Below are 14,801 nucleotides of genomic sequence, written 5' to 3'. Positions count from 1 at the left end.
TCTAGAAAGTAGCAACTCTAACTTACCTCATCCCCATATTATCGGGTACGCCTTTAAACACTTCGTCTAGTTCGCCATCGCCCCAGCGTTTCATTCTAAAAATACTGTCCCAATTACCAAATTCTGGTTTTGGCTCCCAGTTGCTAGCTACATTTAGCGGGCGTTTGCTGGTCCATATGCATTCTTCTTTCGCATCTTTTTCGCGTTCAATTACTTTTACATTTCCATTGGTTTCAAAAATATACGTCCATGATTTTGTGTAATCATTCGTACCCTCCAATCCTTTTATGTGTTCAAAAAATTTCATGCCAACACAAAACAACATACCATTTTCTTGTTCTCTGAAAACGTAATACATATACAATCTCAAATGTTCGTCTAAAAAACAAATAACTATATCGTTGATTAAGTCTTGTGATAAATAACTATCTACTTCTTCATTGATGATTTTGCAAACATTAAACGGGAATTTGTTTTCATAGGCATAACGCGCCCAATCTTCAGAAGTGCTACAGGTTTTAGCAAACTTTTTACCTAGTTTACCTTTTTCTTTTAGTGTGTCGGGATAAGGAAGATTTCTATAATACCATAAAGTATCTTCTTCCGTCTGTATTTTTCTTTTTCCTCTAAACCAGTTTTGATATACGTAATGATGTTCCATAATTAATGATTTGCCAGAATGTTGTATTGTTCTAGGGGCGTTGCCCCTAGCTTTGATATGAAAGGCTTTCAGCCTTTGCGGTTTTAATAAACATCTGCGAAACTTTCAGATTCAACCCAAATAAAATGTAATGCATAAATAGTATATCAAATTATAATTCTGTTGTCTAGCATCTGGCAACTAGATCCTAGCAACTCTAACTTACCTCATCCCCATATTATCGGGCAAGCCTTTAAAGACTTCGTCTAGTTCGCCATCGCCCCAACGTTTCATTCTAAAAATACTGTCCCAATTACCAAATTCTGGTTTTGGCTCCCAGTTGCTAGCTACATTTAGCGGGCGTTTGCTGGTCCAGATACATTCCTCTTTCGCACCTTTTTCTCGCTCAGTCACTTCTACATTTCCATCTATATCAAACGTGTATAACCAAGATTTACTATAATCCTCATCATCTTCTAATCCTTTTATGTATTCAAAAAATTTAATTGCAGCACAAAACAACATGCCATTTTTTTGTTCTTCAAACACATAATACATATACAATCTCAAGTGCTCGTCTAAAAAACAAATAACTATATCGTTGATTAAGTCATGAGATAAGTAACTATCTACGTCTTCATTTATGATTTTGCATACATTAAACGGAAATTTGTTTTCATAAGCATAACGTGCCCAGTCTTCAGAAGTGCTACAGGTTTTTGCAACCTTTTTGCCTAGTTTACCTTTTTCTTTTAGTGAGTCCGGATAAGGAAGATTTCTATAATACCACAAAGTATCTTCTTCGTTATGCATTTCTCTATATGCTCTTAGCCAGTTTTGATATACGTAGTGATGTTCCATAATTTTTACCAAAATTTAGTATTGTTAAATGCTTCTAATGCTTTACCAGAAATTTCTCGGATTTTAACACCGTTCCTACGTGCATAGTCGAATATTTCCTGAGGTATAGGTCCCTTTTGAGGCGGCACTTCAAGCACTTTTTTCATTTCTTTTGTATCTCTCTGTATTTTTAATTTTTTACTTTTAGTAGTAGTTTCGCCATACTTTTTTACCAGCTCGTCAATATAACCTTTGGCGGTATCAAATTTTATATTTTTTAGTTGGGTAAATTTATGAGAAATTATTTCCGATTCAGTCATCGCATCCAATACTTTCTCATTGATCATTTTTATCTGCGTATAATCGTAGGCTTTTTGCATAGCCTTGTCAAACAACTGTCCGTTTAAGATATTCTTAGCATATTGAACACCTGCTTCTGCCAATAGTTTTAAACAGACAGATGCGTTGTGCACAAGTACCATCCACCAGCCTACAAAATAGGTGTGCCAATCGGCTACTTCAAAATTATATACTTTTACGGGCACGTCTTCCAGAGTCTCATGTACGGGTTCAAGCAATTGCACCTTGCGCTTGTCCAGCAAATAGGCTTCATCGCCACGTTGTATTTCTCCGGCTGCTTTCCAGCTGTTGTTAATCCAGAAGGGGTGCTCGGGTGTTGTTTTAAATCGTTCTTTGCCAAAGCCCAACTCAATCAGCGCATCCGATTCTTTTTCTGCCGTTGCCAAAACCGGCTTCAAACCCAATGTATCCGTTTGCTCATCCCAAGACCAAACTTGGTCGCCAACCTGTATGTCTTCAATATTTTTAAACCCACCTTGCACAGCAATAGGTGTACCAGCTGGGAAACAAGCGGTTGTAAAACAAACCGTCGGAATTTTTGTAATAAATTCGCTGCAAAGTTTTGAGATCGATTTGCCTATACCCGCTGTTTTGGCAAGCAGTTTTGCTCCTTGCTTTTTTGCTGCATTGGCTGTTACTTTTCCGGCTGCTTTTAATGCCGTGCGGATGCCCGCTTTGCCAGCCATCATGGCTACCGTGGCGGTTCCAAAACTTAGCGCACCTGCCACAACACTAAAAATATCAAAGGCAAGAAACACTACATTCAATGCGATGCCCCAACCATCGCCTGTTTGTGCGGCATGAATGAGATCTCTACCGCTTCCCCAAATGGGGATTAAACCTTCTGCTAAGCCTGCTTCGCTAACAGAGTTTTCTTCTAAAGCTGTTTGTTCTAAAATTTTATCGCCAGCTGCTTTCCCTTCCTGCATCTGTATTACAGCTTCGGGTGGGAGAGGACCTTGCCCAGAAGTTAAGAACTCAATCTTGCCTTGGCCTGTACTACATTGTATGCATGATTTCTTAATCAAGGCTTTTCCGCCACCAACTTTTGCTTTGTAGGTATCTTGCCAAACAGTAGGTTTGGGCACGCATGGTGCAGGTACACCATTAGCCATTTGCGTCAATTTTCTGCAAATAACAAAAGAAGGAATATTTGTGATAGGTTTAGTATCTAGTTCATTGCCTGCTAGTAAACCTGCAATTTTTGTAGTACGTGGGCTTGCTGTAAAAAGCATGGGTACTGTACCTTCGCTACACTGCATTAAGGCACCTGTTATGACGTATTCTTTTGGATGCGACATATCAGTATGGGCGTATAATTAAAAAGTATGGGTTTGACATATAGCGGCTGATATTATAATGAATAATTAATTTTGCAAATAAGTTGGTATATAAAGGCACTAATATGCAATATATTGTATTTCGATCAATAAATTGTAATAGATTAATTGTTATTAACTTATGTTAACATAAAGAAGTTCGTGATCTAATGGCAGCACATTATTTGAGATTTAATTTGAAGAAAAAAGAATCACCACAAATAAATGATAGGGGGAAGGCTTAGAAGTTATAAAACAAAATTTTTGTGTAATAAAATGCATGAAATTTAACAATACATTACATGGAACAGGCTTATAAACCATTTTTCTCTTTAGATGTTTATTTTTTTCGTAAATAATATGTAAATTTAAAGTCGATTTCTGCTTTAAACCTACTAAAACAATTAATTCTGGTACTATTCTAAGATTTATCCTCTTGAATATTATTAAAAAATCGGTTTTTGAATCAAAAACGAATATTTTGTAATACTGCGAAATTGGATTACAACTATTTGCTGAACAGATTTAAAGATTAATGTGTTAACGTAACATAAAGCATATTTCCCCAATACTCGTTTTAGAAATAAAAAAAAATAATTGTAGATGAGAGAGAACAATCAACCCGGTCTGTATGATTCTAGTTTCGAGCATGATTCATGCGGAATTGGTTTTGTAGCCAACCTGAAAGGTAGAAAATCTCACGAAACAGTCGCTAATGCCCTTCATATGCTTGAGCGTATGGAACACCGTGGTGCATGCGGCTGCGAGACGAATACCGGCGATGGTGCAGGTATCCTACTTCAGCTTCCCCATGAATTTTTCGTGGATGAATGTGTCAAGAGTGGCATAAAGTTACCTGCTTTTGGTGAGTATGGTGTTGGTATGGTATTCTTCCCGAAAGATGAAAAGTTGAAGGAAGAATGTAGGAAGATATTGAGCCGTCAAGCTGAAAAGTTGGGCCTAGCCGTATTGGGTTACCGTGTTGTTCCTACAGACAATTCAATGATTGGTGATAGCGCAAAAGCAGTAGAGCCTACGGTTGAACAATTCTTTGTAAAGCGTCCGGATAGTGTGAAAGATGTTGAAACTTTTGAAAGAAAGTTATACGTACTTAGAAACTATTCTGTCCGTATTATTAAGGAAACATTAAACAATCAAATTGTAAATGAACGTTTTTACTTCGCTTCATTTTCATCTAGAACGATTATATACAAAGGGCAGTTAATGACTGCGCAGGTTCCACAATTCTATCTTGATTTACAAAGAACAGAAATGGTATCTGCATTAGCAGTTGTCCACTCTCGTTTCTCAACAAATACATTTCCTTCCTTTAAGTTGGCGCAGCCGTTCCGTTACATCGCGCACAATGGCGAGATTAATACGGTAAAAGGAAACGTAAACTGGATTCGCGCACAAGAAGCATTATTAACTTCTACGGTATTTACCAAAGAAGAAATAGAAATGTTATTGCCTATTTGTGATCCAGGCAACTCAGATTCTGCACACTTAGATAACGTAATTGAATTATTAGTATTAAGTGGCCGTTCTTTACCACATGTGATGATGATGCTTGTTCCCGAAGCTTGGGACGGCAACGATTCTATGTCTGAGGTAAAACACGCATTCTACGAATACCATGCTGCAATGATGGAGCCTTGGGATGGTCCAGCTTCTATCTCTTTCACAAATGGTAAAATTGTTGGTGCTACCTTAGATCGTAATGGACTTAGACCTTCTCGTTGGTGTTTATTAGATGACGATACTGTTATCATGGCATCTGAAGTTGGGGTTATAGATGTAGATCCAGCCCGTGTTATTACCAAAGGTCGTTTGCAACCGGGTAAGATGTTTGTTGCCGATTTAGAGCAAGGTCGCATCATCAGTGATGAAGAGCTTAAAAATGATATTTGTACAAGCCAGCCCTACGGCGATTGGTTGAAAAACAAAATCAAATTAAGCGAACAACCTGAACCTTCTATTATATACAACCAACCCGATGTAACTACTTTGTTGAAAAAGCAGCAAGTGTTTGGATATTCATCGGAAGATCTACGTGTAATTATAGGTGAAATTGCTGTGTCGGGTTATGAGCCATTAGGCTCTATGGGTATTGATACTCCATTGGCAATTTTGTCGGATCAGGCAATGCACTTATCTGGTTATTTCAAACAATTATTTGCACAGGTAACCAATCCACCTATCGATCCAATACGGGAACGTATGGTTATGTCGTTGGTGTCGTATGTAGGTGGTTCGTTAAACTTGTTGGATGAGTCTCCTTACCATTGTCGTATGGTTGAGTTACACCAACCGGTATTAACAAATCACGATTTAGAAAAATTACGTCAGATAGATGATAAGCATTTCCAAACAAAAGCGTTGGAAACAACTTTCAAAGCAGACGGGCAACCGGGTAGTTTAGAAAAAGCATTGAACCGTATCTGTAAATATGCTTCAGATGCAGTTAATGATGGCTACTCTATTATATTATTATCAGACCGTAAAGTTGATAGCGGCCACACACCTATTCCTTCCTTATTAGCAACAGCTGCAGTTCACCATCACTTAATACGTGAAGGCCAACGTGGTAAAGTTGGTATAGTTGTAGAATGTGGTGATGCATGGGAAGTACATCATTTCGCAACTTTAATTGGTTATGGTGCTTCAGCTATTAACCCGTACTTGGCGTTCGAAACCATCATTGGTATGAAGCGCAGCGGTGAATTGCAAACAGAATTACCAGAAGAGAAATTAACATACAACTACATCAAAGCAATTGATAATGGGTTGTTGAAAGTATTCTCTAAAATGGGTATCTCTACACTTCAGTCCTATCAAGGTGCTCAAATTTTTGAAGCATTGGGTATTAGTCCTGAAGTAGTTGATCAATATTTTACAAACACTGTTTCAAGAATTGGTGGTCTAACCTTAGATGGCATTGCAACAGAGGCTTTAATTAAGCATCAGCAAGCATATCCTAAAGTACCTGTACCTCGCTCCAAATTGGAAGTGGGTGGATTTTACCAATGGAAACGTCGTGGTGAATTTCACTTGTTCAATCCACAAACGATACACTTGTTACAACAAGCGTGTCGTAAAGGAGATTATCAAGTATTCAAAAAATACTCTAATTTAATTGACAATCAAATCGAGAAAGCGGTTACGCTTCGAGGCTTGTTACAATTCAAACAAACACAAAATTCGATTTCTATAGACGAAGTTGAACCTGCAGAAAACATCTTCAAGCGTTTTGCTACAGGTGCGATGTCGTTTGGTTCTATTTCTCACGAAGCACACTCGACGCTTGCAATTGCGATGAACCGTATTGGCGGAAAATCAAATTCAGGTGAAGGGGGTGAAGATGAAATTCGGTTTGATCGTAAGGCAAATGGCGATTGGGAGCGTTCTGCTATTAAGCAAGTAGCTTCGGGTCGTTTTGGTGTTACAAGTTATTACTTGGCCAATGCAGAAGAGCTGCAAATTAAAATGGCACAAGGCGCTAAGCCAGGCGAAGGTGGACAATTGCCGGGTTATAAAGTAGATGAATGGATTGGACGTGTACGTCACTCTACGCCAGGTGTAGGCTTAATATCGCCACCACCACATCACGATATTTATTCGATTGAAGATTTAGCACAATTAATTTTCGATTTGAAAAACTCAAATCCTAAAGCACGTGTAAGTGTTAAGTTGGTTTCTGAAGCAGGTGTTGGTACGATTGCAGCAGGTGTAAGTAAAGCACACGCAGACTTAGTATTGATTGCTGGTTACGATGGTGGAACAGGAGCTTCTCCAATCAGTTCTATTCGTCATGCAGGTTTGCCTTGGGAACTTGGTTTGGCTGAAGCGCATCAGACATTAGTAAAAAATAAATTAAGAAGTCGTATTACGGTACAGTCCGATGGACAAATTCGTACAGGTAAAGATTTAGTTGTTGCTGCCTTATTAGGTGCGGAAGAATTTGGTGTTGCAACAGCAGCATTGGTTTCTGTAGGTTGTATTATGATGCGTAAGTGTCATTTAAATACGTGCCCAGTAGGTGTTGCAACACAAAATAAAGAATTGCGTGCGCTATTCACAGGTGAGCCAGAACACGTAGTGAACATGTTTAAATTCCTAGCAGAAGAAATGAGAGAAATCATGGCTGAGCTTGGATATAGAACAGTAAACGAAATGGTAGGTCAAGTTCAACATTTGGAAAAACGTCCTGACTTAAAACATTGGAAATACAAAGCGCTAGACTTAAGCAAAATCTTATACAAAGAAGAAGCTGGTCCGGAAGTAGGTTTGTATAAAACAGAAGAACAGGATCATGGTATGGACGACATCCTTGATTTGAAATTGGTGAAAGCTGCTAAAGAAGCATTGGAAAATAAAACTCCAGTTACAGGCGAATTCAACATACAAAATACAGATCGTTCAACTGGCGTGTTATTGTCGTATGAAGTGTCTACTAGACATAAAGGACAAGGTTTGCCAGAAGGAACAATCAACTATAAGTTCAACGGTTCTGCAGGACAAAGTTTTGGTGGTTTCTTAGCGCCAGGCATTCAGTTTGAATTAGAAGGCGAAGCAAATGATTATTGGGGCAAAGGTTTATCCGGCGGTCGCATCATTTTGTACCCTTCAAAAAGAGCGAAGTTTGTACCAAGCGAAAATATCATTGTTGGGAACGTAGCATTCTACGGAGCAACAAGCGGTGAATCGTATATCCGTGGACAAGCAGGTGAACGTTTCTGCGTACGGAACTCAGGCGCAAGAGCAGTTGTTGAAGGTGTAGGCGATCACGGGTGCGAATACATGACAGGTGGTTTGGCTGTAATCTTAGGAGAAACAGGACGTAACTTTGCTGCAGGTATGAGTGGTGGTGTCGCGTATGTGTATGACAAAGCAAAGAATTTCCCTGCACGTTGCAACATGGAAATGATTGAGTTTGATGTACTCGATGCAGACGACAACAAGGAATTGAAAACAATGATTGAAAATCATTTAAAGTATACAGATAGTGATGTTGCAAAAGCTATCCTAAGCAATTGGGATGCTGCCGTGAAGGATTTCGTAAAAGTAATGCCTTCAGATTATAAAGCTGTATTGTTAAAAAGAAAAAATCAAGGAAATAAGGAGGCCGTAATCAATGGGTAAACCAACTGGATTCATGGAATTCGGCAGAGAACTGCCAGGAAAAAGAGATCCGAAAACTCGGATTAAAGATTATAGAGAACTCTATTTAGATTTCTCTGCAACGCAAATTAAAAATCAAGCAGCTCGTTGTATGAACTGCGGTGTGCCCTTTTGCCATAGCGGTTGTCCGCTGGGTAACATCATACCTGAATTTAATGATGCGGTGTATAGAAACGATTGGGAAGAAGCTGCAGAGATTTTATTCTCTACAAATAACTTCCCAGAGTTTACAGGAAGAATTTGTCCGGCGCCATGTGAAGCATCTTGCGTGCTTGGTATCAACAAGCCACCTGTAACAATCGAAAATATCGAAAAAACCATTGCTGAAACAGCATTTGAAAAAGGCTATGTAAAGGCAAAGATTCCAAAGAAACGTACGGGTAAGACTGTAGCTGTTGTTGGATCTGGTCCTGCTGGATTGGCTGCTGCAGCGCAATTGAACAGCGCTGGTCACCTAGTAACGGTGTTTGAACGTGCAGATCAAATTGGCGGCTTAGTGCGTTACGGTATTCCAGATTTCAAATTAGAGAAGTGGGTAATTGACCGTCGTACAAAGGTGATGGAAGAAGAAGGCGTTATATTTAAAACAAATGTAAACGTTGGCGTTACCATCAAAGCGAAAGAAATTGTAAAACAATTTGATGCTGTTGTATTGACAGGTGGTTCAACTGTTGGTCGCGACTTGCCAATCCCAGGAAGACAATTTAAGGGCGTGCATTTTGCGATGGAATTTTTGAGTCAGCAAAATAAGCGTAATGCAAACATCAACGTAGAGATTGACCATACAGGTGAACCGTATAAGAACGGCGACTTATTAGCTACTGGTAAAAATGTAATTGTTATTGGTGGTGGAGATACAGGTTCGGATTGCGTAGGTACATCAAACCGTCAAGGGGCGAAAAGTATTTTGCAGTTTGAATTAATGCCACAACCGCCAGTGGACAATAACCCACAAACACCTTGGCCAAACTGGCCTATGATTTTACGTACTTCTACTTCGCATGAAGAAGGATGCGATCGTCAATGGTCTATTGTAACCAAAGAATTTATTGGAGATGCAGACGGGAATTTAACAGGATTGAAAATTGCTGAAATGGGTTGGGTTACACCAGCAGACAGCAAACTTCCAAAGTACCAAGAAATGCCTGGTACTGAAAGAATTCTTCCGTGTGAATTGACTTTATTTGCAATGGGCTTCTTGCATCCGCAACATGGCGGCATGTTGAACGAATTAGGAGTTGAATACGATGAGCGCGGTAATGTTAAAGCAAGCGCAACGTATCAAACAAGTGTAGATAAAGTATTTGTTGCAGGTGATATGCGCAGAGGCCAATCTTTGGTTGTTTGGGCGATCTCTGAAGGTCGTGAGGCTGCTCGTAGTGTTGATTTGTTCTTAATGGGCACAACTAGTTTAGAAGCAAAAGACCACGGCACATTGGATACGGTTTATATTAAATAAGCTTAATATAATTTTAAATAGGAAACGTCACGCAATTTTGCGTGACGTTTTTTTGTTTGGGGTGTTAGATTATCGATTGACATTAGGTTTGATTAATATGAATCTTTAGAAATTAAAAGGAAGAATATAATCGCTATTTTTAATGCAAAAGAAACGATATCATTTTGAGATTAAACTACAATCAATAAAATTGCGTATACTCAGAGAAGTAGCGTATTGAATATATAAATAGATAGTTGTATATTGTACTAAATATCAGCACTATGATAACAAAAACGCAACTCATTAGTACCCTAGATCAGTTACCAGAAAACCTAACAGTTGAAGAAGTAATTGAACACATTATTTTTGTAGGGAAAATGCAAAAAGGTTTGGCTGATTCAGAAGCAGGAAAGTTAAACACCAAAGAACAAGCAAAGGCTAAATTGTCAAAATGGTTGAAGTAACATGGACAGACAATGCCGTTCAAGATTTGAATGATATTGCAGAATACATTTCCAAAGACTCGATTCGTTATGCTGAATTAACTGTCCAAGAACTTTTTGAATCCGTAGACATACTTGAAAAATATCCTAATTTTGGCACTATCGTGCAGGAATTTCAAAATGAAAAATTTAGACAAATAATAAAAGGCAATTATAGAATTGTGTATCAATTAGTCAATGAAAACGTAATTCATATTTTAACGGTACATAATTGTGCTCGATTAATTCGCAATACGTTTGAGTAATAATGACAATGAAAATATAAATTTAGTCCTTAACCATTCAAAATAAGTATAACTAATTATTCATTCAAAAGTATTCTAAATAGTTACAATGTAAATTTTAAACACTGCTCGCTAACTGTAATTATAATCTGACGATCCGTTTCCCGTATTTTTTCTTTAAGTCTTAAATTAATTGTTAAATTTTCTATGTCATCAAAATAACTTTCTTCATTGAGTTGTACATAATCATATTTGCCAATGACGGGCCTAGCAATCTTACTGTTGGTTTCTTTAATCCGTTCATTTAATTTATCTACATCCTCAATTGTAACACCATGGTCTAAATAATTAATTTTAAATCGTAAGTCACAAACTTTACCTTTTACTTTTGTTTGCGCGTAAAATGTATGCGTAAAAAAACCTTTCTCATATTTGGTGATTGGCATCACAAGCATATTAAAAAACGGATCATATTTTTCAACCACTTTAGAGGGAGGAAGCTCATTGGTTCCAGTGAAAATGATCAGGTAAGAAATCATTAATACTATGCCAATGCTTAGAATAATAATGTATTTCTTTTTCATAAATGATCCTTTAATATTGTAGAGCTTATAACGTGAGTTTTAAATCTTGGTCACTTATAGTAATGATTAATTGATAGTATTTATCATTTCTTCCAATAAGCCTTAAATTAATTGTCTTATTTTCTATATCATCAAAGTAGCTCTCTGAATTAATCATTAAGTAGCTATAATTTTTATCTATTAATGGCTTTGCAATTTTTTTATTTATCAATTTGATTCGTTCGTTAAGTTTTTCGATATTTTCAAATGTTACAGTATTGTTTATATAATCAATTTTAAAACGCAAATCACATTTTTGATTTCCAATGGTTGTTTGGCTGTAGAAAGTATGTGAAAAAAATCCTTTTTTATATTTAGTTAAAGGCATGTGTAACATATTAAAATATGGGTCGTAGTTTTCAAGGAACTTAGAAGGAGGCAATTTTTTTGTTCCGGTGAAAACAAACAAGTATGAAATAGTTAATACTACAGCAACACTTAGAATAATTATGTGTTTTTTTTTCATATTTCTAATTATTTTAATCTTGCAAAACGGATGGATGAATTGTCTATTTCTCTGCTTGTTTTAACTTCTTCACATCTTTCTTTTCCATCATCATCACCTCTTCCGCTCCCTCTAGAACAAAAATCGTCGTCATAAAAAGAATAGATATTTACTTGCGTAACGATCTCAACATGTATTCCTCCCAGCATACAAGCTATGTCTCCAACAGAAATAAGTACTTTTTTATTCGCATCTCTTTTTTCTATAATTTCAAACGGCCCTGCACCGTTATATATTTGGTTTGCAGAGTAATAATTACCATTTGCGTTTATTATATTTCTTCCCATAAGATATATAGCTTCGCCTACAAATAAATTACAGGTCCATGCATGATCATGTCCATAAACTAAACCGTAATAATTTGAAGGCCATTTGTGAAATGCATCTTTAATTGCCTGATAGGAGTGCGCACCAATACTGAAATCAGATTTCCCAGCCAGAAAACATAAAATTTCCCGCTTCTCCTAGATAAGTTTATTCTGCCAATAATCCATAAATTTCAATTTGTCATCTGGGAAATAGGATGGCTTTGCTATTTTATGAGCAAGATTGGGATTTGTTGTGAAAATAAATTTTATTGTTTTCTTGTTCCATGCTTTTTAGGTATCAAGAAGTAATGTATAATCGGCAAGCAGAGCTGCTTTAAGAGCTAATTGTGTATGTGGTGCTGGGTTCATTTAGAATAATAGAAAAGATCAATTTCATGAAAGATTGTAATAATAAAGAAAAATAATCAATGTGTGATGCACGTGTTAGAAAGGTTTGGTATTTTATTATCTTATGTTAACAGAAATATCTGATTGATTTACTGTTCTTTCTAAAAATAGAATGTTAATATTTAAAAACGTTTGAATGTATATTGAAGAGTAACATTCAGAAGTATGCAATTGCGTTGCCTTTTGTCTGAACCATGATTCGTGTGATTTGAATGATTGATATGATTAAGAATTTTTCTTTTTAATCAATTTTCTTTCACTTTAATCAAACGAATCATCGTTCAGACAAACTAATTTTGACGGAATATTTCACCTGAAAAATGCATTGTAAAAGTCCAGTTCATCGTCATTATCGCCTCCACCAAGTGTAAACTCAAGGTAATCGCTCACAAATTCTACAAATTTAGCTTTAGTATCTGAATCGCCTACCAGCTCAATGGATTCGTCTATTTCAATAATATTGAGATGCGTGCTTGTTACTATTTTATCTATTTCTGATGTTATTCTTTTTTGATTCAAATGTAAAAAGTGCTGAATTTTTTCATACGCAGGATTTCTACGCAGCATAAATTTTTTATGTTCCAATTCTCGAACACGTTGGTAGAGGGTTTCGTTGTATAGCTTTAACGTATCATTGGTTAAGTTATCTAGCCTGTCAGTTGTTTGGCTAATCCACTCCGCTTCCAATCGTAATAAGGTAGCGATATCTTTATTTTCGTAGGCAGCAGTTACTTTTTTCATCAACTCATTTTTTTGAATTTTAAGTACCTCGTCTTGCTCGCTATCTGGGTGTAATACTTTTACTAATGAAATGTATATGCTTCGTATATTTTTCGATTTTAATTCTTCCGCCTGCGCTTGAAGCTGTTCTCTTTTTGTAGGTTTTTTATTTTGTTGGCTTGCCTTAAACTCTTTTGTTTTTTCTTCATAAAACGCCTCAATTCGTTCTTGCATACGCTTGCGACCCTCAGGTGTATCTTCAAAATCAGAGGTATCTATTTCGCCATTAAAAGCAAATTTAATAGAGGCTTCAAACATTCCTCGTTCAAAAAATTCTTGCTGTTCAACTTCTTCTTTGTAGGAAATTTTCGACCATTTATCATACAATTCCTCTTGAATTTTTGTGGGTTCTTGCTGTTCAAATACATCATCCATTTCCGATTTTATAACTTCAGCAACAATCTCCTTTTGCTTTTTCGAAAGTTTATGTTTTTGTGATTCTTCATCCAGTTTGAAAACAAATTTCAATTTCTTTTCAACGATGTTCATCTCAAGCGGATATAATTTATTGTTATACTCTTGCACGGCAGCATCTAATTTTTGCTGCTCTTTTTCTAAATTTATTTCTAAGGCTTCAATTCGTTTGGTAAGTGAGTCAAATCGTTTCTGTTCTTTGGACTGTGTTTTTGATTTATCTTTGTCCTGAATAGATAATTGATTTGTGGATTTATTGGCAGAAGAATTCGTCATGAGATACACCTGTTACTGTGAAGTATAAAATTAATAAATTCATAAGCATTTATTAAGGATAGTAGATCTTTTAATACTCTTTTGGGGTAAAATTATCACCTCTATACCACATCTTAGGTGGGGAACGAAGAATGAGGTAGATTGTTTTTTGTCTGAACTCCCGCGCAAAAGCGGGACAGGTTATGATTCTTGTGATTTTACTGATTGGTGGAGTATGATTTTTTCCTTAATCATTTTTTCACTTAAATTATTTAAACAACAACAGGTTCGAAGCATTTGGGATGTCGAAAAAGAAAAGTGGTATTAGGATAAGATGCTTGTTCGAATAAACCAAAACGACTCTGTAATGGATTCGGCATAGAAACTCCAAATCAATTGATTACGTATAAATCTATAATGACACTGAATTTTATTAACAGATTTTTGTATATTTAAGTAAACATCAGGAGTATGATAACCAAAACACAACTTATAAATACACTTGATCAGTTACCCGAAAACTTAACTGTTGATGAGGTGATTGAGCATATTATTTTTGTTGAAAAAGTTCAGAAAGGCTTGAGCGACTCTGAAAATGGGAAGCTTAATACTAAAGAGGAAGCAAAGATTAAATTGTCTAAATGGTTAAAGTAATTTGGACAGACAATGCTATTCAAGATTTGAATGATATTGGTGAATACATTTCAAAAGACTCGCTTCGTTATGCCGAGTTAACAGTTTTACAACTTTTCGAATCCGTAGATATACTTCAAAAATATACTAATTTTGGCACTATTGTGCAGGAATTTCAAAGTGGAAAATTTAGACAAATAATAAAAGGAAATTATAGAATTGTATATCAGTTAATCAATGATGATGCGATACACATTTTAACGGTTCATAATTGCGCTCGATTAATCAGCAATACACTAACAAAGTAATGCCGTTGAGATACAAATACATCTAGGAGGGCAATAAACCAAGGAGCACGTATCTATCT

General features: G+C 36.4%; 13 protein-coding genes. 6 read left to right on the top strand and 7 right to left on the bottom strand.

What is annotated here, in order from left to right:
• Positions 1 to 22 precede the first annotated feature (22 nt).
• The 3 genes from Q0543_RS04735 to Q0543_RS04725 form a co-directional block, all read right to left on the bottom strand.
• Positions 23 to 661, bottom strand: a complete 639-nt coding sequence (locus tag Q0543_RS04735; protein WP_299249838.1) for a hypothetical protein — start codon at positions 659 to 661, stop codon at positions 23 to 25.
• A 201-nt stretch (positions 662 to 862) separates the two neighbouring features.
• Positions 863 to 1,501, bottom strand: coding sequence for a hypothetical protein (locus Q0543_RS04730; RefSeq protein ID WP_299249836.1), 639 nt, complete (start codon positions 1,499 to 1,501; stop codon positions 863 to 865).
• Positions 1,502 to 1,506: 5 nt separating this feature from the next.
• On the bottom strand, positions 1,507 to 3,141 hold the full coding sequence (locus tag Q0543_RS04725; protein WP_299249833.1) for a polymorphic toxin-type HINT domain-containing protein: 1,635 nt from the start codon (positions 3,139 to 3,141) through the stop codon (positions 1,507 to 1,509).
• Between the two features lie 621 nt (positions 3,142 to 3,762).
• Between Q0543_RS04725 and gltB the strand changes: the two genes are divergently transcribed.
• From gltB to Q0543_RS04705, 4 genes are all read left to right on the top strand, one after another.
• Positions 3,763 to 8,301: a glutamate synthase large subunit gene (gene gltB / locus Q0543_RS04720; RefSeq protein ID WP_299249831.1), complete on the top strand. Its 4,539-nt coding sequence runs from the start codon at positions 3,763 to 3,765 to the stop codon at positions 8,299 to 8,301.
• Complete coding sequence (locus Q0543_RS04715; RefSeq protein WP_299249828.1) at positions 8,294 to 9,799, top strand: glutamate synthase subunit beta; 1,506 nt, start codon at positions 8,294 to 8,296, stop codon at positions 9,797 to 9,799. Before gltB ends, Q0543_RS04715 begins: the two co-directional genes overlap by 8 nt.
• 263 nt (positions 9,800 to 10,062) lie before the next feature.
• Positions 10,063 to 10,245: a hypothetical protein gene (locus Q0543_RS04710; RefSeq protein WP_299249826.1), complete on the top strand. Its 183-nt coding sequence runs from the start codon at positions 10,063 to 10,065 to the stop codon at positions 10,243 to 10,245.
• On the top strand, positions 10,233 to 10,529 hold the full coding sequence (locus Q0543_RS04705; protein ID WP_299249824.1) for a type II toxin-antitoxin system RelE/ParE family toxin: 297 nt from the start codon (positions 10,233 to 10,235) through the stop codon (positions 10,527 to 10,529). Before Q0543_RS04710 ends, Q0543_RS04705 begins: the two co-directional genes overlap by 13 nt.
• 83 nt (positions 10,530 to 10,612) lie before the next feature.
• Here Q0543_RS04705 and Q0543_RS04700 read toward each other — a convergent pair whose 3' ends face one another.
• The 4 genes from Q0543_RS04700 to Q0543_RS04685 form a co-directional block, all read right to left on the bottom strand.
• Positions 10,613 to 11,092 (bottom strand): hypothetical protein, encoded by a 480-nt coding sequence (locus tag Q0543_RS04700; protein ID WP_299249822.1) that lies wholly within the window; start codon positions 11,090 to 11,092, stop codon positions 10,613 to 10,615.
• A 25-nt stretch (positions 11,093 to 11,117) separates the two neighbouring features.
• The gene (locus tag Q0543_RS04695) at positions 11,118 to 11,597 is read right to left on the bottom strand and encodes a hypothetical protein (protein WP_299249820.1); all 480 of its coding nucleotides are present in this window, start codon (positions 11,595 to 11,597) and stop codon (positions 11,118 to 11,120) included.
• 8 nt (positions 11,598 to 11,605) lie between these two features.
• A complete protein-coding gene (locus Q0543_RS04690; protein ID WP_299249818.1) occupies positions 11,606 to 11,923 on the bottom strand; it encodes a hypothetical protein in 318 nt (105 codons plus the stop codon).
• A 738-nt stretch (positions 11,924 to 12,661) separates the two neighbouring features.
• Positions 12,662 to 13,822, bottom strand: a complete 1,161-nt coding sequence (locus Q0543_RS04685; protein WP_299249816.1) for a hypothetical protein — start codon at positions 13,820 to 13,822, stop codon at positions 12,662 to 12,664.
• 450 nt (positions 13,823 to 14,272) lie between these two features.
• Here Q0543_RS04685 and Q0543_RS04680 point away from each other — a divergent pair, with 450 nt between their 5' ends.
• Entirely contained in the window at positions 14,273 to 14,455 is a 183-nt protein-coding gene (locus tag Q0543_RS04680) for a hypothetical protein (protein WP_299249814.1), read from the top strand.
• Positions 14,443 to 14,742, top strand: a complete 300-nt coding sequence (locus Q0543_RS04675) for a type II toxin-antitoxin system RelE/ParE family toxin (RefSeq protein WP_299249812.1) — start codon at positions 14,443 to 14,445, stop codon at positions 14,740 to 14,742. Before Q0543_RS04680 ends, Q0543_RS04675 begins: the two co-directional genes overlap by 13 nt.
• Positions 14,743 to 14,801: the final 59 nt, after the last annotated feature.

The sequence above is a fragment of the uncultured Cytophaga sp. genome (genome assembly GCF_937863595.1).
Lineage (GTDB): Bacteria > Bacteroidota > Bacteroidia > Cytophagales > Cytophagaceae > Cytophaga.
This window is presented reverse-complemented; position numbering and strand designations above follow the sequence as displayed.

What these genes read in the sequence shown, in the direction of transcription:
- Q0543_RS04715 (WP_299249828.1), top strand. Translation starts at nt 8,294, where the DNA reads ATGGGTAAACCAACTGGATTCATGGAATTCGGCAGAGAACTGCCAGGA.
- Q0543_RS04730 (WP_299249836.1), bottom strand. Translation starts at nt 1,501, where the DNA reads ATGGAACATCACTACGTATATCAAAACTGGCTAAGAGCATATAGAGAA.
- Q0543_RS04695 (WP_299249820.1), bottom strand. Translation starts at nt 11,597, where the DNA reads ATGAAAAAAAAACACATAATTATTCTAAGTGTTGCTGTAGTATTAACT.
- Q0543_RS04710 (WP_299249826.1), top strand. Translation starts at nt 10,063, where the DNA reads ATGATAACAAAAACGCAACTCATTAGTACCCTAGATCAGTTACCAGAA.
- gltB (WP_299249831.1), top strand. Translation starts at nt 3,763, where the DNA reads ATGAGAGAGAACAATCAACCCGGTCTGTATGATTCTAGTTTCGAGCAT.
- Q0543_RS04690 (WP_299249818.1), bottom strand. Translation starts at nt 11,923, where the DNA reads ATGGGAAGAAATATAATAAACGCAAATGGTAATTATTACTCTGCAAAC.
- Q0543_RS04735 (WP_299249838.1), bottom strand. Translation starts at nt 661, where the DNA reads ATGGAACATCATTACGTATATCAAAACTGGTTTAGAGGAAAAAGAAAA.
- Q0543_RS04685 (WP_299249816.1), bottom strand. Translation starts at nt 13,822, where the DNA reads ATGACGAATTCTTCTGCCAATAAATCCACAAATCAATTATCTATTCAG.
- Q0543_RS04700 (WP_299249822.1), bottom strand. Translation starts at nt 11,092, where the DNA reads ATGAAAAAGAAATACATTATTATTCTAAGCATTGGCATAGTATTAATG.
- Q0543_RS04725 (WP_299249833.1), bottom strand. Translation starts at nt 3,141, where the DNA reads ATGTCGCATCCAAAAGAATACGTCATAACAGGTGCCTTAATGCAGTGT.
- Q0543_RS04680 (WP_299249814.1), top strand. Translation starts at nt 14,273, where the DNA reads ATGATAACCAAAACACAACTTATAAATACACTTGATCAGTTACCCGAA.
- Q0543_RS04705 (WP_299249824.1), top strand. Translation starts at nt 10,233, where the DNA reads ATGGTTGAAGTAACATGGACAGACAATGCCGTTCAAGATTTGAATGAT.
- Q0543_RS04675 (WP_299249812.1), top strand. Translation starts at nt 14,443, where the DNA reads ATGGTTAAAGTAATTTGGACAGACAATGCTATTCAAGATTTGAATGAT.